15 protein-coding genes and 1 pseudogene are annotated in these 20338 nt (G+C 62.3%); 12 read left to right on the top strand and 4 right to left on the bottom strand.

The annotated features are described in order from the left end of the window. Nucleotides 1-2 precede the first annotated feature (2 nt). From cysN to CIT25_RS19275, 4 genes are all read left to right on the top strand, one after another. Nucleotides 3-1940 carry a sulfate adenylyltransferase subunit CysN gene (gene cysN, locus CIT25_RS19290; protein WP_167391074.1) on the top strand — a complete coding sequence of 646 codons (1938 nt, stop codon included), beginning with the start codon at nucleotides 3-5 and terminating at the stop codon, nucleotides 1938-1940. Nucleotides 1941-1950: 10 nt separating this feature from the next. Further along, nucleotides 1951-2739: a 3'(2'),5'-bisphosphate nucleotidase CysQ gene (cysQ, locus tag CIT25_RS19285; protein WP_167391078.1), complete on the top strand. Its 789-nt coding sequence runs from the start codon at nucleotides 1951-1953 to the stop codon at nucleotides 2737-2739. Between the two features lie 319 nt (nucleotides 2740-3058). Next, a complete protein-coding gene (locus tag CIT25_RS19280; protein WP_095486102.1) occupies nucleotides 3059-3298 on the top strand; it encodes a type II toxin-antitoxin system VapB family antitoxin in 240 nt (79 codons plus the stop codon). Next, nucleotides 3298-3726, top strand: coding sequence for a type II toxin-antitoxin system VapC family toxin (locus CIT25_RS19275; RefSeq protein ID WP_095486101.1), 429 nt, complete (start codon nucleotides 3298-3300; stop codon nucleotides 3724-3726). The genes CIT25_RS19280 and CIT25_RS19275 overlap by 1 nt, the downstream gene beginning before the upstream one ends. A gap of 138 nt (nucleotides 3727-3864) precedes the next feature. Here the strand turns inward: CIT25_RS19275 and CIT25_RS19270 are convergent, their stop codons facing one another. From CIT25_RS19270 to CIT25_RS19255, 4 genes and pseudogenes are all read right to left on the bottom strand, one after another. After that, nucleotides 3865-5007, bottom strand: a complete 1143-nt coding sequence (locus CIT25_RS19270) for a DegT/DnrJ/EryC1/StrS family aminotransferase (protein ID WP_095486100.1) — start codon at nucleotides 5005-5007, stop codon at nucleotides 3865-3867. Between the two features lie 246 nt (nucleotides 5008-5253). After that, a complete protein-coding gene (locus CIT25_RS19265) occupies nucleotides 5254-6177 on the bottom strand; it encodes a carbohydrate kinase family protein (protein WP_095486099.1) in 924 nt (307 codons plus the stop codon). Continuing rightward, nucleotides 6174-6323 (bottom strand): annotated as a pseudogene (locus CIT25_RS38265) (RbsD/FucU domain-containing protein); the annotation flags it as partial. The pseudogene CIT25_RS38265 and the gene CIT25_RS19265, both read right to left, overlap by 4 nt. Nucleotides 6324-6339: 16 nt before the next feature. Next, the gene (locus CIT25_RS19255) at nucleotides 6340-7566 is read right to left on the bottom strand and encodes an ROK family transcriptional regulator (protein ID WP_095486098.1); all 1227 of its coding nucleotides are present in this window, start codon (nucleotides 7564-7566) and stop codon (nucleotides 6340-6342) included. A gap of 273 nt (nucleotides 7567-7839) precedes the next feature. Here CIT25_RS19255 and CIT25_RS19250 point away from each other — a divergent pair, with 273 nt between their 5' ends. The 8 genes from CIT25_RS19250 (at nucleotide 7840) to CIT25_RS19215 (ending at nucleotide 20208) form a co-directional block, all read left to right on the top strand. Beyond that, entirely contained in the window at nucleotides 7840-8817 is a 978-nt protein-coding gene (locus tag CIT25_RS19250) for a sugar ABC transporter substrate-binding protein (protein ID WP_425351748.1), read from the top strand. Between the two features lie 155 nt (nucleotides 8818-8972). Then, on the top strand, nucleotides 8973-10037 hold the full coding sequence (locus CIT25_RS19245) for an ABC transporter permease (RefSeq protein WP_095486216.1): 1065 nt from the start codon (nucleotides 8973-8975) through the stop codon (nucleotides 10035-10037). 2 nt (nucleotides 10038-10039) lie between these two features. Further along, on the top strand, nucleotides 10040-10822 hold the full coding sequence (locus tag CIT25_RS19240; protein WP_095486096.1) for an ATP-binding cassette domain-containing protein: 783 nt from the start codon (nucleotides 10040-10042) through the stop codon (nucleotides 10820-10822). A gap of 275 nt (nucleotides 10823-11097) precedes the next feature. Beyond that, the gene (locus CIT25_RS19235; RefSeq protein WP_095486095.1) at nucleotides 11098-13560 is read left to right on the top strand and encodes a glycogen/starch/alpha-glucan phosphorylase; all 2463 of its coding nucleotides are present in this window, start codon (nucleotides 11098-11100) and stop codon (nucleotides 13558-13560) included. A 52-nt stretch (nucleotides 13561-13612) separates the two neighbouring features. Further along, nucleotides 13613-15826 carry a 1,4-alpha-glucan branching protein GlgB gene (gene glgB / locus CIT25_RS19230; protein WP_095486094.1) on the top strand — a complete coding sequence of 738 codons (2214 nt, stop codon included), beginning with the start codon at nucleotides 13613-13615 and terminating at the stop codon, nucleotides 15824-15826. 35 nt (nucleotides 15827-15861) lie between these two features. Further along, a complete protein-coding gene (gene glgC, locus CIT25_RS19225; RefSeq protein ID WP_095486215.1) occupies nucleotides 15862-17127 on the top strand; it encodes a glucose-1-phosphate adenylyltransferase in 1266 nt (421 codons plus the stop codon). Between the two features lie 3 nt (nucleotides 17128-17130). Next, the gene (gene glgA, locus CIT25_RS19220) at nucleotides 17131-18576 is read left to right on the top strand and encodes a glycogen synthase GlgA (RefSeq protein ID WP_095486093.1); all 1446 of its coding nucleotides are present in this window, start codon (nucleotides 17131-17133) and stop codon (nucleotides 18574-18576) included. Between the two features lie 3 nt (nucleotides 18577-18579). Next, complete coding sequence (locus CIT25_RS19215; RefSeq protein ID WP_095486092.1) at nucleotides 18580-20208, top strand: alpha-D-glucose phosphate-specific phosphoglucomutase; 1629 nt, start codon at nucleotides 18580-18582, stop codon at nucleotides 20206-20208. The last annotated feature ends 130 nt before the right edge of the window (nucleotides 20209-20338 follow it).

Genomic DNA, 20338 nt, shown 5'->3' with positions numbered 1-20338 from the left:
GCATGCGCCACATCATGGCCAAGAGCCTCGCCTCCACCGACGGCATTCGTGACTATCTTGCGGTGCAGGAACGAAAGTCGCTGCTGCGCTTCCTGACCTGCGGTTCCGTGGACGACGGCAAGTCGACGCTGATCGGGCGTCTGCTTTCGGACACCAAGCAGATTTTCGAGGACCAGCTTGCCGCGCTTGAGCGTGATTCGCGCAAGCACGGGACGACGGGCGACGACGTCGATTTCGCGCTGCTGGTCGATGGCCTAGAGGCGGAGCGCGAGCAGGGCATCACAATCGATGTCGCCTATCGCTTTTTCGCCACGCCGAAGCGCAAATTCATCGTCGCCGACACGCCCGGCCACGAACAATACACGCGCAACATGGCGACAGGCGCGTCGACCGCCGATCTGGCCATCGTGCTGATCGACGCTCGCCAAGGTGTGCTGCGCCAGACAAGGCGCCACTCGATCATCGCCTCGCTGCTGGGCATCCGGCACATCGTGCTCGCCGTCAACAAGATCGATCTCGTCGGCTTCGACAAGGCCGTCTTCGAACGAATCATCGAGGATTTCAGGCAATTTTCGCACAAGCTCGGCTTCCAGACGATCGTGCCCATCCCGATGTCTGCCCGTTACGGCGACAACGTCACCAGCCGCTCGGACAAGACGAAGTGGTATTCCGGGCCGACGCTGATCGAACATCTGGAAACCGTGTCGGTCGATGAAGCCGTTGTCGAACTGCCGTTCCGTTTTCCGGTGCAGTACGTGAACCGCCCCAATCTCGATTTTCGCGGTTTTGCCGGCACGATTGCTTCCGGTTCCGTCTCAACAGGCGACGAGGTTGTTGTCGCCAAATCCGGCAAGTCCGCTCACGTCAGGCGCATCGTCTCGCATGGCGGCGATCTGAGCCAAGCGGTTGCCGGCCAAGCCATCACCCTAGTTCTCGACGACGAGGTCGAGGTCTCGCGCGGCAATATGCTGGTGTCGCCGGCGGCGCGGCCTCAGGTCGCCGACCAGTTCGCCGCCAACATCGTCTGGTTCGATGAGCATGCGCTGTTGCCGGGCCGCTCCTACATCCTGCGGACCGAGACCGATCAGACCAGTGCCACCGTCACCGACCTGAAATACCGCGTCAACGTCAACGACTTTGCCCATGAGGCGGCCAAGTCGCTCGAAATGAACGAGGTCGGCATCTGCAACATCTCGACGCGGGCGCCGATCGCCTTCGACACTTTCGCTGAGAACCGCACGACCGGCGCCTTCATCCTGATCGACCGCATCACCAACGCCACGGTCGGCGCCGGGATGATCCTGCATTCGCTGCGCCGCGCCGAAAACATTCACTGGCAATCGCTCGATGTCGGCAAGCACGGCCGCGCCGATCTGAAGAACCAGCGGCCTGCCGTGTTCTGGTTCACCGGGCTCTCGGGCTCGGGCAAGTCGACCATCGCCAACCTCTTCGAGAAGAAGCTGTTCGCCACCGGCCGCCACACCTACATCCTGGATGGCGATAATGTTCGCCACGGCCTCAATCGCGATCTTGGCTTCACCGACGCCGACCGCGTCGAAAACATTCGCCGCGTTGCGGAAGTGGCGCGCCTGATGGCCGATGCCGGGCTGATCGTCATTGTTTCCTTCATTTCGCCCTTCAGCGCGGAGCGGCGCATGGCCAGGGAGATGATGGCCAACGGTGAATTCGTCGAGGTGTTTGTCGATACACCCTTTGAGGAATGCGCCAGACGCGATCCGAAGGGTCTCTATGCGCGGGCGTTGAATGGCGAAATCAAGAATTTCACCGGCGTCGATTCCCCGTATGAGGCTCCTGAAAACCCCGAAATCCATCTCAAGACACTCGGCAAGTCTGCCGAGGAGATGGTAGAGGCCCTGGAACTCTGGCTGAACGAGCGCGACATTGCCGAAAACCAATACGATAGCGGCGGCGGCATCTGACGACGAAGCGATGCTCGGCGTGTTCGAGCGCCTTGCCTTGGCGGCGGGGCGAGAGGTGATGCGGGTTTTCGATGCTGGTTGCGCGGTCGATCAGAAATCAGACAGCTCGCCGGTGACCGAGGCCGATCGCGAGAGCGAAAAGATCATCCTCGCCGGCTTGCGCGCCGCGTTCCCCGACATCCATTGCGTGGCTGAGGAAGAGGCATCGGCCGGCATCGTGCCGCCCGACCTCGACGACGCCTTTTTTCTGGTGGATCCGCTCGACGGCACCAAGGAATTCGTCAACCGCAGGACCGACTTCACCGTCAACATCGCGCTCGTCCGCCACGGCGTGCCGGAGATCGGCGTGGTCTTTGCGCCATGCACCGGACGCTTTTTTTCCGGCCGGCCGGGCAGGGCGGAAGCAATCGAAGTCGATGGCGACTACCAGATCATCGGCCGTCGGCCGATTTCGGCCAGGGCCGGTGTGGCGCCACTGACCATCGTCGCCAGCCGGTCCCACAACACGCCCGAGACCGAAGCCTATATCCGCACGGTAGGCGCTGCCGAGATCGTCTCGGTCGGCTCGTCGCTGAAATTCTGTCTTGTCGCCGGCGCCGAGGCCGACGTCTATCCGCGCTTCGGCCGCACCATGGAATGGGATACCGCGGCCGGCGATGCGGTGCTGCGCGCCGCCGGCGGCATGACGCGCACGCTTGATGGCAAACCGCTGGCCTACGGCAAGCGCAATCAGAGCGATGACGAGGACTTCGCCAATCCGCATTTCATAGCCAGCGGCAAGGCAGTCGGGCCAACCTGACGATTATAACGTCGCTAGCCCTGCAGGGCGTGGATCGCCGTGCGAAGCATAAATCCGGCTGAGACCGCGCGTCACGATCCCCGCTTCGGTCGTGGCATCTGGCGCACAGAACTCTTCGACGAAACGATTTCGCCCAAAACATCGCCGCTCGAGTTAAAATACATGACCGGCCGCGGGCAATCAGACGTGGCCCCAAGAACAGGTTCTTCTTGGCTACGTTCGCATTCCGCCGCACACAAAACCTTATGCTCTCCTGATGGGCGGTTGCCATCACGTGTTGGCGTTTCTATATGTACGTCTACACATAGGAGAATTCGCTATGCCGCTCAACATTCGCAGTGAAGAGGTAAATATGCTTGCCGAAAAATTGGCGGCGCGCACGCGGTTGAACAAGACGGCTGCCGTGAAGCTGGCCCTGGAAAACGAACTGCGCCGTGCCGAGGAGGCGATCCCTCTGTGGGAGCGGCTGAAGCCTTTGCGCGCGAAAATTGCGGCCTATCCGGACACCGGCCTTGCGGCAGACCGGGCGTTTTTCGATGACCTCAGCGGCGACTACTGATGTTCGTCGATGCGTCGGCAATCATCGCAATTGTGACGGAAGAGCCTGGGGCCGAGAACCTTGCGGCGGCGCTAGATGCCGCGCGCTCGCCGCGGCCGATCACATCGGTCGTGGCTGCATGGGAAGCGACTGTTGGGCTGTTTCGCAAAAAGCGCATTCCCATGGCAGAAGCTGAAGCGCGAGTGCAGGAGTTCCTTGAAGCGGCTGGGGTCGAGGTTCTGGCGATTTCGAGCCGTGAGTTGACCGCCGCGCTGCAAGCCTTCGATCGCTATGGACGGCACCGCTATCCGGACGCTGAACGCAATAGTGCGCTCAATCTTGCCGATTGCTTCCATTATGCCACCGCGAAATCCTACCAAGCGCCGATCCTGACCATAGATGCGGGATTTGCGCTTACCGATGTCGCGACTGTGGGTGCCAAGACTTGAGATATCGGAAGGGGAGGGCGGCCTCCGCCATGCGCTGGCGCCGGGGAAGCGCGTCGTCGCAACTGACGCCTGTTGATGCCGCGATCGGCGTGCTGCTGGAAGGCATACCGGCTAGACTGTGATCGCGCGCGTGAAGCTCTACGCTGCGGCGACGTCCGCCGAATTCGAGCCGATATAGTTGCGGATCGTCTCGATGATCCGGTCCTGATCGGCTTCGCTCAGGTAAGGGTGCATGGGCAGGCAGAGAATCCGCTTTGGCAGCTCCTCCGAAACGGCAAGACCGGACGGCGTGCGCGGATAGTCGCGGTAGGCGATCTGGCTGTGCAGCGGCTTCACGTAATAGATGACCGAAGGAATACCCTTTTCGCCGAGATGCGCCTTGAGCCCGTCGCGCTTCGGCGTCTCGACGGCGTATTGCGCCCAGGCCGAACGGCCGCCGTCCAGGTTGCGCGCCGCCTTGAGGATGTCGCCGAGCCCTTCGGCGTAACGATTTGCAACCGCTTGCCGGGCAACCATCTCGTCTTCGAGAATGGCCAGCTTCTCGATCAGGATCGCCGCCTGCAACGTGTCGAGCCGCGAATTGATGCCGACGCGGACATTGTCATACTGGGTTTCGCCCTTGCCGTGGAAGGCGAACGAGCGGAGCTGTTCGGCCAGCGCATCGTCATTGGTGAACATCGCGCCCCCGTCACCATAGCAGCCGAGCGGCTTTGCCGGGTAGAAGCTGGTCGAGCCGACCGCGCCGAACGAACCGCACATCTTGCCGTCGATCGAGCCGCCCATCGACTGGGCAGCATCCTCGATAACCATCAGCCCTTCGCGGTTGGCGATCGCCATGATCGCCTCGTAGTCGGCGGCAAGCCCGAACAGGTCGACGGGAATGATCGCCCTTGGCTTCAGCCGGCCTTCCGCCTTGATCATGGCGATGGCAGCCTCGAGGCTGGCGATGTCGATGTTGTAGGTATTGGGATCGACATCGACGAAAACCGGCTCGGCCTTGGCCAGCGCCACCACTTCCGCCGTGGCGGCGAAGGTGAAGCTCGGCACGAACACCGCGTCGCCTGGGCCGATGCCGGCCGCAAACAGCGGCAACAGCAGCGCGTCGGTGCCGTTGGCGCAGGCGACGACATGCTTGGTGCCGATATAGGCGGCGAGCTTATTTTCGAATTCGGTGACCTCAGGTCCCAGAATATAGCGTCCCTCATCGACGACGCGGTCGATCGCCACTTTCAGCCTGTCGCGGATTCGTTCGCGCTGCGCGCCAAGATCGATGAACTGCATGTCGGCCTCAAAACGGTACTAGCCAGATAACCGGCCGCTGGTATCAGAGTTGCGCCAGCCGAGAAAGCTGCACGAACCAAACCGCGAATTGCTCAAGTGTCGCAGCCTGTTACCTCTGATTTCCGAGGTGCCCTTTGAAGATGCCGGAAATCCGGGCTTCGTCAGGCATCATTTGGTTTTCATATCGCGTCGCGTCCGGCCGGCGAAACATAAAGTGATCGCCAAGCTGGGTGTATCGCCGTGCAATCAGGCGATTTCGTGCCGCCATGGCGGATTGGCGCCGGCTCGCGACACGGTAACCGCCGCAGCCTTGGCGCCGAGCGTCAGCGCCTTGTGGATGGCGTCTTCCGGCAGATTGGCGATCGCCTCCTTCGACAGCAGGCCTTGCTCGTGCAGCGAGGCCAGGATGCCGGCGTTGAACGTGTCGCCGGCGCCGACCGTATCGACCACCTCGACCTTGTCCGGCACGACCGTGACCTTGTGATCCCTGGTGTAGCCGGCAGCGCCTTCGCTGCCATGGGTGACGACGATCAGGGTCGGGCCGCGATCCAGCCAGTTGCGGACGACGTCTTCGTGCGAGCCGGCTTCGCCGAACCAGTTGAGGTCCTCATCCGACAGTTTCACGATGTCGGCCATCGCCATCATAGAGCGGATGCGCCGGAGATGCTTGGCCTTGTCAGGGATGAAATTGGGCCGAATGTTGGGGTCGAGCATCATGACGCGGCGCTTATGCTCGCGCCGCATGAATTCCTCGTAGGCCGATCCGGCCGGCTCCGAGATCAGGCTGATGGCGCCGAACAGCATGGCTTCGATCTCGCTGCCGAGTTTCGGCAGATCGTCGACGGTCAGCATGCGTCCGGCTGTGTTTTCATCGTAGAACGTGTAGGTCGCCTGGCCGTTGTCCAGCCGCACGAAGGCAAGCGTGGTCGGCCGGGGAGATGTGTGCGCATAGGTGGAACTGACCTTGCTCTCTCCCAGTGCGTCCCTGAACTGGCCGCCGAACAGGTCCGACGACAGGCCGGAAAAGAAACCGGCGGGTGCTCCCAGCCTGCCGAGCGCAATAGCGGTGTTGAACACCGCGCCGCCGACATAGGGGGCAAAGGCCGGCTCGCCCTCCGTCGTGGTACGCGGCAGCATGTCGATCAGGGCTTCGCCGCAACAGAGGATCATGATTTGCAGTTCTCCGGCGGATAGATCACACCCTTGCGGATGATGATGTTGGCGTAGAGCTACGGCTCGTTTGTCGCGACGATCGCGTGCGCGGATCTGACCCGTAGATAGAAGCCGGCGCCGGCAAGCGCAACCGCCTTGCAACCATTCCGACCAGCAAACTCAAGCACTCCTGGAAATCGTCGTCGAACCGATGAGGAAGCGCTCGGAAAGCGGCAGGCTGGCGCCGCCCAGGGCACGTGCATGAATACCGACAGTGCCCTCGCGAACGGCTGGGAGGTTCAGGCCTTCGCCGTCGATGTTGCCGATGGCTTCGACAACGGCATCGACGAGCCGGCGCCGCACGGCCTTCGGCATCCATCCGTCGATCACCGCTGCCTCGAAATCGATAACCGAGGATGCTGCCACGATGGCATAGGCGAGCGCTTGTGAGGCGCAGGCGATCCAGTCGTCAAGCTCGACGCCGATCTCGCCCCAATCCTCCGGTGACGTCCACAGATGCGAGGCCTCGACACCGCGCGCGTTGAGCGCCTTTTCCAGCATGGCGATCGACGCCACGTCGATCAGTTGGGTCGGCTTGCCGTCCGGTCCGGGCACCGGCATCGAACCCAGCGCGCCGGCATTGCCGGTCGGCCCGCCAAAAAGGTGACCGTTGAGCACGATGCCGCCGCCGGCGAAGGCACCGATATAGAAATAGACGAAGTCGCGCGCCGCACCCGCCTTGCCGAACACCAGCTCGGCGCCGCAAGCCGAGGTGGCATCATTCTGCAGATAGACGGGGAATTCGCACTGCGCCTGGATATCGGCGCGGATGTCGCGGTGGCGCCATTCGTCCATGACGTCGCGCGGCGCACCTGCCGTATCGGCCCAGTTCCACAATTCGAACGGCATGGCGATACCGAGCCCGGCAATGCGCTTGTCCTGCGCCGGGGTGAGCTCGCCGCGCATCGTCTTCATGCCGGAGGTGACGAATTCGACCGTCTCGCGCGGTGCCGGATAGCGGTAGGAATGCTGCAGCATCGAGCGTACATTGCCGAGAAAGTCGATCAGCACGAGTTCGGCGCTGCGACGGCCGATCTTCAGGCCGATGAAATAGGCGCCATCGGGATTGAGCGCCATCGGAATGGAGGGTTGGCCGATCTTGCCGCGCAACGGCGCCTGGCGGACAAGGAGCTTGTCCACCTCGAGCTCGCGCATGATGACGGAAACTGTCTGAGCCGAAAGTCCGGTCATGCGCGCAATGTCGGACTTGGCCAGGCTGCCGTGCCGACGCACCAGAGACAGCACCAGCCGCTCATTGTGGTCTCGCATGCCGCTCTGGTTGGTGCCGCGATGAATGCGGCTTTCGGCTGCCTCGGGCGAACCGTGCCCCGTAATGCCGGTCTCCACCCTTGTTCCTCCCGTCGTTTCCCCTCAAAGCTATTGGGGCCAGAATGAGTGAACGATGCAGTCCTGTCAATAATAAATAAGAGTGATTTAATTATTGACAGAAACCTCGGCCTGGTGTTGTGTTGGGCCAGGCGTCCACGCCGGGAGAAGTCGTCTGGATGCTTGTGCGGATGCCGGTTGGCCGGCATCCGAAATGGTTCCACTGGGAGGAAAATCGTGACCAAGACAGCACTATTGAAGTCCACCGTTTTTGCCGCGGCCGGACTGGGTCTGATGGCGTTCACCTCGGCCGCGTCCGCTGCCGACGTCGGCGCCTGCCTGATCACCAAGACCGACACCAACCCGTTCTTCGTCAAGATGAAGGAAGGCGCGGCCGCCAAGGCCAAAGAGCTCGGCGTTGAGCTTAAAGCCTACGCAGGCAAGATCGACGGCGACAGCGAGAGCCAGGTGGCGGCGATCGAAAGCTGCATCGCCGACGGCGCCAAGGGCATCCTGATCACCGCGTCGGACACCAAGGGTATCGTCCCGGCGGTGAAGAAGGCACGTGACGCCGGTCTGCTCGTGATCGCGCTGGACACGCCGCTTGATCCGCTCGACGCCGCCGACGCGACCTTCGCGACCGACAATCTGGAGGCCGGCAAGCTGATCGGCGCGTGGGCCGCCGCGACGCTCGGCGACAAGGCGAAGGATGCCAAGATCGGCTTCCTCGACCTGACCCCCTCGCAACCGACGGTCGACGTCTTGCGCGACCAGGGCTTCATGATGGGCTACGGCATCGACGTGAAGGATCCCAACAAGATCGGCGATGAGGACGATGCACGCATCGTCGGCCACGATGTCACGAACGGCAACGAGGAAGGCGGCCGCAAGGCGATGGAGAACCTTCTCCAGAAGGATCCCGGCATCAATGTCATCCATACCATCAACGAGCCGGCAGCCGTCGGCGCCTACCAGGCGCTCAAGGCCGTGGGCCTCGAAGGCAACGTGCTGATCGTCTCGGTTGACGGCGGCTGTCCCGGCGTGAAGTCGGTCGCCGAGGGCGTGATCGGCGCGACCTCGCAGCAATATCCGCTCCAGATGGCGGCACTCGGCATCGAAGCGATCGCCGCTTTCGCCAAGGATGGGACGAAGCCCAAGCCGACCGAAGGCAAGGATTTCTTCGACACGGGCGTGAACCTCGTGACCGACAAGCCGGCGGAAGGCGTGAAGTCCATCGACACCAAGGAAGGCCTCGCCAAGTGCTGGGGCTGATGCCGGTCTGACAGGCAACAGAACCGATCGGCCGGGGGCTTGATCCCCGGTCGTTTCGGGCGGACGATGCGCTATCGCAAGCGCGAACAATTCCGGCGGCAGATCGGGAATGGTTGGACGGGCGTCGGCGTGGCTGAGGCCCCATGGGAGGAAACATGGCTCAGGTTCAGGAATTCGAAAAGGCTCTCTCGAACAGCGAGACAAGCGTTGCTGCTTTTGACGAGCACGGCACGTCGATCGTCAAGCGCATCCAGCATTTTTTGCATTCCACTCCGGCTGCAGTGCCGCTGATCGTGCTGGTTCTGTCGATCGCTGTCTTCGGCGTCACCATCGGAGGGCGGTTCTTTTCGTCCTACACGCTGACGCTGATCCTGCAGCAGATTGCCATCGTCGGTATTCTCGGAGCCGCGCAGACGCTGGTCATCCTTACAGCCGGCATCGACCTGTCAATCGGCGTGATCATGGTGATTTCGGCCGTGATCATGGGCAATTGCGCGGTCACCTATGGTCTGCCGACCTTGCTTGCGGTGGTGATCGGGCTTGCCGCCGGCGGGGCCTGCGGGCTGCTCAATGGGCTGCTGGTCGCCTACATGAAGCTGCCGCCCTTCATCGTCACGCTCGGCACCTGGAACATCGTCATGGCCACGAACTTCATCTATTCGGCCAATGAGACGATCCGCGACGCCGACGTCGACGTCCAGGCGCCGCTGCTCCATCTGTTTGGCCTGAACTTCAAGATCGGCACAGCGGTGCTGACAATCGGCGTCATTGCCATGGTCGTGCTGGTGCTGATCCTGTGGTACGTGCTTAATCACACGGCATGGGGCCGCCATGTCTACGCCGTCGGCGATGATCCGGAGGCGGCAAAACTGTCGGGCATCCAGACCAAGAAGGTGCTGATCTCGGTTTACACCCTTGCCGGGCTGATCGCCGCTTTCGCTGCCTGGGTCTCCATCGGCCGCAACGGCTCGATCTCGCCGTCCGCCGCTGTAACCGACTACAATTTGCAGGCGATCACCGCGACGGTGATCGGCGGCATTTCCCTCTTCGGCGGACGCGGGTCGATTCTGGGCACGCTGTTCGGCGCTATGATCGTCGGCGTCGTTTCGATGGGCCTCAACATGCTGGGCGCCGATCCGCAATGGAAAGTGCTGCTTACCGGTGTGCTGATTATCGGCGCCGTGGCAATCGACCAGTGGATCAGAAAGGTTTCGGTGTAACCATGACCCAGGAGCCCATCCTCACCGCGCGCGGCCTCGTCAAGCGCTATGGCCGCGTCACCGCACTGAATAGCTGCGACTTCGATCTCTATCCGGGAGAAATCCTGGCCGTGATCGGCGACAACGGCGCAGGCAAGTCGACGCTGATCAAGGCGATCTCTGGCGCCGTGATTCCGGACGAGGGGACCATCGAGTTGGACGGCAAGCAGGTGCTCTTCAAGTCGCCCATCGAGGCCCGCGAGGCCGGCATCGAAACCGTCTACCAGAACCTGGCGCTATCGCCGGCGTTGTCGATCGCCGACAACATGTTCCTCGGTCGCGAGATCCGCAAACCGGGTTTTCTGGGCGACTGGCTGCGCATGCTCGACCGGCCGGCCATGGAAAAGCGCGCCCGCGACAAGCTCACCGAACTTGGCCTGATGACCATCCAGAACATCAGCCAGGCCGTGGAAACGCTCTCGGGTGGCCAACGCCAGGGCGTGGCGGTAGCGCGGGCCGCCGCCTTCGGCTCGAAGATGGTCATCATGGATGAGCCGACAGCGGCGTTAGGCGTCAAGGAGAGCCGCCGCGTGCTCGAACTGATCCTCGACGTGAAGAAGCGCGGCCTGCCGATCGTGCTGATCTCGCACAACATGCCGCATGTCTTCGAGGTGGCCGACCGCATTCACATCCATCGGCTTGGCCGTCGCCTCTGTGTCATCGATCCCAAGCAATATACGATGTCCGACGCCGTCGCCTTCATGACCGGAGCGAAGCTTCCGCCGGAGGCGGCGCTGGCGGCCTGATGCATGTCGCCCAAAAGTGCGTAGCGGTTTTGGGATAACGACATGCATAAACGAGAAAGCATGTCGCCCAAAAGTGCGTAGCGGTTTTGGGATAACGACATGCACGCATCGCGGAAGCCGCCCAAACGCGACGCGCTTTAAGTTGCTAAACTGCCGCAGGGTAAGCTGCCCCGCGGCAATCTAACTCGATTGAATGTATAACAAAATATGCGCTAGCATGGGCTGGGAGGAATGGTGAAAGCCAGTATGATCATGGCAACCGCACGAGAGGCGACATGACGCACGCGATGGCATCCAAAGCTCCCATTCTCGAAACCCCAGATCCCAAGACGCTCGCTGACGAAGTCCTGAAGGCCCTCAAATACAGGGTCGGCAAGGGCACCGCAGTCGCCACGCAATACGACTGGCTCACCGCCTCGATCAAAGTCGTGCGTGACCGCATCGTCGATCACTGGATGCAGGCGACGCAAGAGGCCTACGCCCAGCAGGAAAAGCGCGTCTACTATTTGTCGCTGGAATTCCTCATTGGCCGCCTGATGCGCGACGCCTTCTCCAACCTCGGCCTGATGGACAATATGCGCGAAGCGCTGCGGTCTCTCGGCGTCGACCTCGATCTCATCGCGGCCCTCGAGCCGGATGCAGCGCTTGGCAATGGCGGTCTCGGTCGGCTCGCCGCCTGCTTCATGGAAAGCATGGCAACCGTCGACATCCCCGCGCATGGCTATGGCATTCGCTATGCCAACGGCATGTTTCGTCAGGAAATCCACGATGGCTGGCAGGTCGAACTGCCCGAGACCTGGCTCGATCACGGCAACCCCTGGGAGTTCGAGCGGCGCGAACGCTCCTTCGAGGTCGGTTTCGGCGGCGCGGTGGAATCGATCACCTCGAAGGACGGCAGGCTTGAGCGCCACGTCTGGAAGCCGATCGAACATGTTCTGGCGGTTGCCTACGATACGCCGGTGGTCGGTTGGCGGGCCAACCGCGTCAACACGCTGCGGCTCTGGTCCGGCATGCCGATCGATCCGATCCTGCTCGACAAGTTCAACGCCGGCGACCACATCGGTGCGCTCGCCGAAAGCAACAAGGCCGATGCTTTGTCGCGCGTCCTTTACCCCGCCGATTCCCACAAGGCTGGTCAGGAGCTGCGGCTAAGACAGGAGTATTTCTTTTCGACCGCATCGTTGCAGGACATCATCCAGCGTCATCTCAGCCAGTATGGCGACCTGCAGTCGCTGCCCGACAAGGCGGCGATCCATCTGAACGACACTCATCCGGCCATCGCGGTGCCCGAGCTGATGCGCCTGCTGATGGATGTCCACGGCATGGATTTCGACCAGGCCTGGAGCATCACCAAGCGCACCTTCGGCTATACCAACCACACGCTGCTTCCCGAAGCGCTCGAAAGCTGGCCGGTGCCGCTGTTCGAGCGGCTTTTGCCGCGCCATATGCAGATCGTCTACGCCATCAACGCTGAAGTGCTGTTGGAGGCGCGCGCCTCCGACCAGTTCTCGGATGAACAGATCGGTCGCATCTCGCTGATCCAGGAAAATGGCGACCGCCGGGTACGCATGGGCAATCTGGCCTTTGTCGGCTCGCACTCGATCAACGGCGTATCAGCCCTTCACACCGAGCTGATGAAGGAAACGGTGTTTGCCGACCTTCACAAGCTCTACCCCGACCGCATCAACAACAAGACCAACGGCATCACACCGCGTCGTTGGCTGATCCAATGCAATCCCGGTCTTACCGCGCTCACCCGCGAGGCAATCGGCGATCGCTTCCTCGACGACATCGACGCGATCAAGGAGCTCGATGCCTTTGCCGACGACGCCGCCTTCCGCGACAAGTTCGCGGCCGTCAAGCGGGCGAACAAAGTCAGGCTTGCCAATCTCGTCGCCGACCGCCTCGGCATCAAGGTCGATCCCTCGGCGCTGTTCGACATCCAGATCAAGCGCATCCACGAATACAAGCGCCAGCTGCTGAACATCCTCGAAGCGATCGCGCTCTACGACCAGATCCGCTCGCATCCGGAGCGCGACTGGATGCCCCGCGTCAAGTTCTTCGGCGGCAAGGCGGCGCCCAGCTATCACAACGCCAAGCTGATCATCAAGCTCGCCAACGACGTCGCCAAGGTCATCAATCGCGACCCGGCTGTTCGCGGCTTGCTGAAAGTGGTGTTCGTGCCGAATTACAATGTCAGCCTGGCCGAGATCATGATGCCGGCCGCCGACCTTTCGGAGCAGATATCGACCGCCGGCATGGAAGCCTCCGGCACCGGCAACATGAAATTCGCGCTGAACGGTGCGCTGACCATCGGCACGCTCGACGGCGCCAATGTCGAGATCAAGGAATGCGTCGGCGACGACAACATCTTCATTTTCGGCCTGACCACTGAGCAGGTCGCCGAGCGGCGCAGCAACGGCTACGATCCGCGATCCGTGATCGAAGCCTCTCCCGAACTGGCGCAGGCGGTGGCTGCCGTTTCGTCGGGCGTCTTTTCGCCTGACGATCCGGAACGCTATCGCGACCTGATGAACGGCCTCTATCAGAGCGACTGGTTCATGGTCGCAGCGGATTTCGATGCCTACGCCGCCACCCAGCGCGACGTCGACGCCGTCTGGCGCAACAGCCCGGATTGGCACGCCAAGGCAATCCGCAATGTCGCCCGCGTCGGCTGGTTCTCATCCGACCGCACGATCCGCCAATATGCGAAAGAAATCTGGAACGTGCCCGTCTGATATGATTGCATGAGGCCACGAACAACGTGGTCCCGGGGAGGGTCACTGCCTGATGAGGAAGCCGCGCGCGACCGCTGCGACAAGCGGGCCGGATGGACTGGCGTCAGCCGGTGATGTCGCGGCGATTGTCGCCGGCACGCATGGTGATCCTTTCGCTGTCCTCGGTGTGCACGAGGTTGACAAGGGCTTTGTCGCCCGCTGCTTCGTCCCTCATGCCGAGCTCGTCACTGCCTATACGCTGACCGGCAAGAAAGCGGGCGAACTCTCCAGGCGCGACGAAGGCGGCTTCTTCGAGGGCAGGCTGTCGCTCAAAAAGCGACAGCCCCTGCGCTATCATGCTCGCAATGCCGGTGGCGACTGGTGGCTGACCGATCCCTATTCGTTCGGTCCGGTGCTTGGTCCGCTGGACGACTATTATATCGCCGAGGGTTCGCATCTCAGGCTGTTCGACAAGCTCGGCGCGCATCTCATCGACCACGAGGGTGCGTCCGGCGTGCATTTCGCCGTCTGGGCGCCCAATGCCAGGCGTGTGTCGGTGGTCGGCGACTTCAACGAATGGGACGGCCGCAGGCATACGATGCGCGTCCGCCGCGACACCGGCATCTGGGAGTTGTTCATTCCCGACATCGGCGCCGGCCGGCCCTACAAATACGAGATCATCGGACCCGATGGCGTGAGGCTGCCGCTGAAGGCCGATCCGTTCGCCTTCAAATCCGAACTGCGCCCGGCCACCGCTTCGGTGACGGCGCTTCCGCCGGCGCATCAATGGGGTGACGAGGCGCACCGCAATTTCTGGCGCAACACCGACCCCAGGCGCGAGGCGGTGTCGATCTATGAGGTCCATGCCGGCTCCTGGCAGCTTCACGACGACGGCAGCTTCCTGTCGTGGGACGAACTCGCCGAAAGGCTGATCCCCTACGTCGTCGACACGGGTTTCACCCATATCGAATTCATGCCGATCTCCGAACATCCCTATGACCCGTCCTGGGGCTACCAGACGACAGGCCTCTACGCGCCGTCGGCCCGCTTCGGCGATCCGGACGGTTTTGCCCGCTTCGTCGACGGCGCCCACCGCGCCGGCGTCGGCGTCATCCTCGACTGGGTGCCGGCACATTTCCCGGTGGACGCGCATGGCCTGGCCAATTTCGACGGCACCGCGCTCTATGAGCATGCCGACCCGCGCAAGGGCTTCCATCCCGACTGGAACACCGCGATCTACAATTTCGGCCGTCGCGAGGTGGTCTCGTTCCTCGTCAACAATGCGCTGTTCTGGGCTGAGAAATACCACGTCGACGGTTTGCGGGTCGATGCCGTCGCCTCGATGCTCTACCTCGATTATTCACGCAAGGCCGGCGAATGGATTCCCAACGAAAAGGGCGGGCGCGAGAACCTCGAGGCGGTCAGCTTCCTCCAGAGGATGAACAAGGAGGTCTATGGCCATCATCCGGGAGTGATGACGATTGCCGAGGAATCGACCTCATGGCCAAAGGTCTCGCAGCCGGTGCATGAGGGCGGACTGGGTTTCGGCTTCAAGTGGAACATGGGCTTCATGCACGACACGCTGGAGTATTTTTCCAAGGAGCCGATTTTTCGCAAGCATCACCACAACGATATCACCTTCGGCCTGGTCTACGCCTTCTCAGAGAATTTCGTGCTGCCGCTCTCCCATGACGAGGTCGTGCACGGCAAGGGCACGCTGCTCGGCAAGATGGCCGGCGACGACTGGCAGAAATTCGCAACGCTGCGCGCCTACTACGCCTTCATGTGGGGCTACCCCGGCAAGAAGCTGTTGTTCATGGGACAGGAATTCGCCCAGCGCCGCGAGTGGAGCGAGGCGCGCGCGCTCGACTGGAATTTGCTCGATTTCCGGCTCCACCGCGGCGTCCGGCAAACGGTGCGCGATCTCAACTATCTTTACCGTTCGCGCCCGGCGCTGCATGCGCGCGACTGCGAGCCGGAGGGCTTTTCCTGGCTGATCGTCGACGACAGCGCGAACTCCGTCTTTGCCTGGCTGCGTAGCGCGCCGGGCGGAAATCCGGTCGCCGTCATCTCCAATTTCACGCCCGTGCCACGCGACAATTATCGCGTGCCGTTGCCGACGGCCGGAAAATGGCGCGAGATCATCAATACGGACGCCGCCGACTATGGCGGTTCCGGCAAGGGCAATGGCGGCGCCGTCGAGGCTCGGGCGGAAGGAGGAAGCATCTCGGCGACGATGCTGTTACCGCCGCTGTCAACGATCATGCTCGAATTTGCTTCGGAATGAGCGATGTCTCGCAGCGCGTAACTTGGGAGGATAAAATGGCAGAGATAAAACGAACCCAGCCGCTGGCGCGCGATGCCATGGCTTATGTGCTGGCCGGCGGCCGCGGCAGCCGCCTCAGGGAGTTGACCGACCGACGCGCCAAGCCGGCGGTCTATTTCGGCGGCAAGACGCGCATCATCGATTTTGCGCTCTCCAACGCGCTCAATTCCGGCATTCGCCGCCTCGGCGTCGCCACGCAATACAAGGCGCATTCGCTGATCCGCCACCTGCAGCGCGGCTGGAACTTCCTGCGGCCCGAGCGTAACGAGAGCTTCGACATCCTGCCGGCCAGCCAACGCGTGTCGGAAACGCAATGGTATGAGGGCACGGCCGATGCCGTGTACCAGAACATCGACATCATCGAGGCCTACGGGCCCGAATACATGGTCATCCTAGCCGGCGACCACATCTACAAAATGGACTACGAGCTGATGCTTCGCCAGCATGTCGAAGCCGGTGCTGATGTCACCGTCGGCTGCCTCGAAGTGCCGCGCATGGAGGCGACCGGCTTCGGTGTCATGCATGTCGATGCCAAGGACACCATCATCTCCTTCATCGAGAAGCCCGCCGATCCGCCCGGCATTCCCGACAAGCCGGATTTCGCCCTGGCCTCGATGGGCATCTATGTGTTCAAGACCAAGTTCCTGATGGAGCAACTGCGCCGCGACGCGGCCGAACCGGGCTCAAGCCGAGACTTCGGCAAGGACATCATCCCCTATGTCGTCGAGCATGGGAAAGCGATCGCCCATCGCTTCGCCAAATCCTGCGTGCGCTCGACCGCCGAGAACGAAGCCTACTGGCGCGATGTCGGCACGGTCGACGCCTATTGGGAAGCCAATATCGACCTGACCGACATCACGCCGGAGCTCGACCTCTACGACCGCGACTGGCCGATCTGGACCTATGCCGAGCTGAAGCCGCCGGCAAAGTTCGTGCATGACGAGGATGGCCGCCGCGGCTCTGCCGTGTCGTCGCTCGTCTCGGGCGATTGCATCGTCTCAGGCGCGTCACTGAAGCGAAGCCTGATCTTCACGGGCGCGCGCATCAATTCCTATTCGACGCTCGAGGACGTCGTCATGCTGCCCGACTGCCATGTCGGCCGGAACGCAAGGTTGAAGCGCGTGGTCATCGATCATGGCGTAAGGATACCGGAGGGGCTCGTGGTCGGCGAGGATCCCATTCTCGACGCCAAGCGCTTCCGCGTTTCCGAAAAGGGCATCTGCCTCGTCACGCAGGTCATGATCGACAAACTGGGGTTGTAGTGGATGCAGGTTCTGTCGGTCACGCCCGAAATATTCCCTCTGATCAAGACTGGCGGGCTTGCCGACGTGACCGGCGCGTTGCCCATCGCGCTCGCCGGCAACGGCGTGACGATGCGCACGCTCGTTCCCGGCTATCCCCAGATCATGGATGCCTTCAAGAAGAAAAAGGCCGTTCACCAATACTCGCAGCTGCAGGGCGGCAAAGCTTCGGTCCATGCCGTGGAGATTTCAGGGCTCGATCTTTTCGTGCTCGACGCGCCGCATCTGTTCGATCGTCCCGGCGGTCCCTATGGCAATGCCACCGGCGCCGACTGGCCGGATAATTGGCGGCGTTTCGCGGCCCTGAGCCAGGTTGGCGGCGACATCGCCGGCGGCGCCATCTCGGGCTACCAGCCGGACATCGTCCACGCCCATGACTGGCAATCGGCGATGACGCTGGCCTATATGCGCTACGGCAAGGCGGTCGGAACGCCGTCGATGATCACCGTCCACAACCTCGCTTTCCAGGGCCGGTTCGGCGCCGGCATCTTTGGCGAGCTTGGCTTGCCGGCGTCGGCCATGGCGCTCGACGGCGTCGAATATTATGGCGGCGTCGGCTTCCTCAAGGCCGGCCTGCAGGCCGCCTGGGCCATCACCACGGTCAGCCCGACCTATGCCCAGGAAATCCGCTCGCCCGAATTCGGCATGGGCCTTGATGGCCTGGTCAACATGCGGTCTGTCGATCTCTATGGCATCGTCAACGGCATCGATACCGAGATATGGGACCCGGCCACCGACAAGCATCTGGTCTCCAATTACACGGCCAAGACTTTGAAGGCGCGGCACCCCAACCGGACCGCCGTCGAGGATCGTTTCGACCTCGATCGCGACGACAGTCCGATCGTCTGTGTCATCAGCCGGCTCACTTGGCAGAAGGGCATGGATATATTGGCGGCGGTCGTTGACGGGATCGTTGCGAGGGGTGCGCGCCTGGCGATTCTGGGATCCGGCGACGCCGGCCTCGAAGGTGCGCTGCTGGCCGCCGCCGCCCGCCACCGCGGTCGCATCGGCGTCGTCATCGGTTATGACGAGGGCCTTTCCCACACCATGCAGGGCGGCTGTGACGCCATCGTCATCCCGTCGCGCTTCGAGCCTTGCGGACTGACGCAGCTTTATGGCCTGCGCTATGGCTGCGTGCCGGTCGTCGCCCGCACCGGCGGCCTCGCTGACACGATCATCGATGCCAATGAAGCGTCCGTTTCGGCAGGCGTCGCGACCGGCTTCCAGTTCGCGCCCGCCGATGCCGGCGCCTTGCTGCACGCCATCCGCCGGCTGGTCGAAGCGCACGCCAACCCCACGGTCTGGACGTCGATGCAGCGGCAAGGCATGAAGGCCGACGTGTCGTGGGACAAAAGCGCGGAAAAATATGTTGAGCTCTATCGCTTGCTGCTTTCGAAAAGGGTTGCCTGAAGCATGACACAAACCGTCCCCACCAAACCCTATCTCGACCAGAAGCCCGGCACCTCCGGGCTGCGCAAGAAGGTGCCGGTGTTCCAGCAGGGGCACTATGCAGAGAACTTCATCCAGTCGATCTTCGATGCGCTGGATGGATTCAAGGGCAAGACCCTGGTGATCGGCGGCGACGGCCGCTTCTACAACCGCGAGGTCATCCAGAAGGCCATCGCCATGGCGGCAGCAAACGGCTTCGGCAAGGTGATGGTCGGGCAGGGCGGTATCCTGTCGACGCCGGCAGCTTCCAACGTCATCCGCAAATACAAGACTTTCGGCGGCATCATCTTGTCGGCCAGCCACAATCCAGGCGGCCCGCATGAGGATTTCGGCATCAAATACAATGCTGGCAATGGCGGCCCGGCGCCGGAAAAGCTGACCGACGCGATCTTCGCCAAGACCAAGGTGATCTCCAGTTTCAAGATCGCCGACATCGACACCGTCGACATCGACACAATCGGTACCGTCGAGGCGGGCGGCATGACGGTCGAGGTGATCGACCCGGTCGCCGACTATGCCGAGCTGATGGAAAGCCTGTTCGATTTCGATGCCTTGCGCGCGTTGTTCAAATCGGGTTTCCGCATGCGCTTCGACGCCATGCATGCCGTGACGGGTCCCTACGCCAAGGAGATCCTGGAAAACCGTCTCGGCGCGCCGAACGGCACTGCCCGTAACTTCATTCCCCTGCCGGATTTTGGCGGCCACCATCCCGATCCCAATCTGGTTCACGCCAAACACCTCTATGACGAGATGATGGGACCGGATGCGCCGGATTTCGGCGCCGCTTCCGACGGCGACGGCGACCGCAACCTGATCATCGGCAAGGGTATTTTCGTCACCCCGTCGGATTCCGTGGCCATGCTCGCCGCCAACGCCCATCTGGCGCCGGGGTATAAGGCCGGCCTGAAAGGCATCGCCCGCTCGATGCCGACCAGCGGTGCGGCCGACCGCGTCGCTGAAAAGCTCGGCATCGGCATCTACGAAACGCCGACCGGTTGGAAATTCTTCGGCAACCTTCTCGACGCCGGCATGGCGACGATCTGCGGCGAGGAAAGTGCCGGAACCGGCTCCAACCATGTCCGCGAAAAGGACGGGCTGTGGGCCGTGCTTTTGTGGCTCAATATCCTTGCTGCCCGCGGCGAAAGCGCCAAGCAGATCGTCACCGAGCACTGGGCGACCTATGGCCGCAACTACTATTCGCGCCATGACTATGAAGAGGTCGAGACCGACCGCGCCGACGCGCTGGTCGACGAATTGCGCGCCAAGCTCGCTTCGTTGCCCGGCACCAGCGTGCGCGGCATGAAGATCGCCAGCGCCGACGATTTCGCCTACCACGATCCGGTCGATGGCTCGATAGCCAAGAACCAGGGGATCAGGGTGCTGTTCGAAGGCGGATCGCGCGTCGTCTTCCGTCTCTCCGGCACCGGCACCTCGGGGGCGACGCTGCGCCTCTACATCGAGCGCTACGAGCCGGACAAGTCTCGGCACGATCTTGACACCCAGGAGGCGCTTGCCGATCTGATTGCGGCAGCCGATGATATCGCCGGGATTCGCGGCCATACCGGCCGCGCCAAGCCGAGCGTGATTACTTGAGTTTGGTTCACAGCCGGCCGTCTGAGTTCGGCCTGCGTCGCGAGGCTCCCCCTTCTCCCCTTGTGAGACCTTTGCACAGAAGCCGAACGGTGATTCTGTGGTGAAGGTTGGAGCAGGGAGATTCGGGATG

This window comes from Mesorhizobium mediterraneum, from assembly GCF_002284565.1.
Lineage (GTDB): Bacteria > Pseudomonadota > Alphaproteobacteria > Rhizobiales > Rhizobiaceae > Mesorhizobium > Mesorhizobium mediterraneum.
The sequence above is the reverse complement of the archived record's forward strand: the minus strand, read 5'-3'. Positions and strand labels throughout refer to the sequence as shown.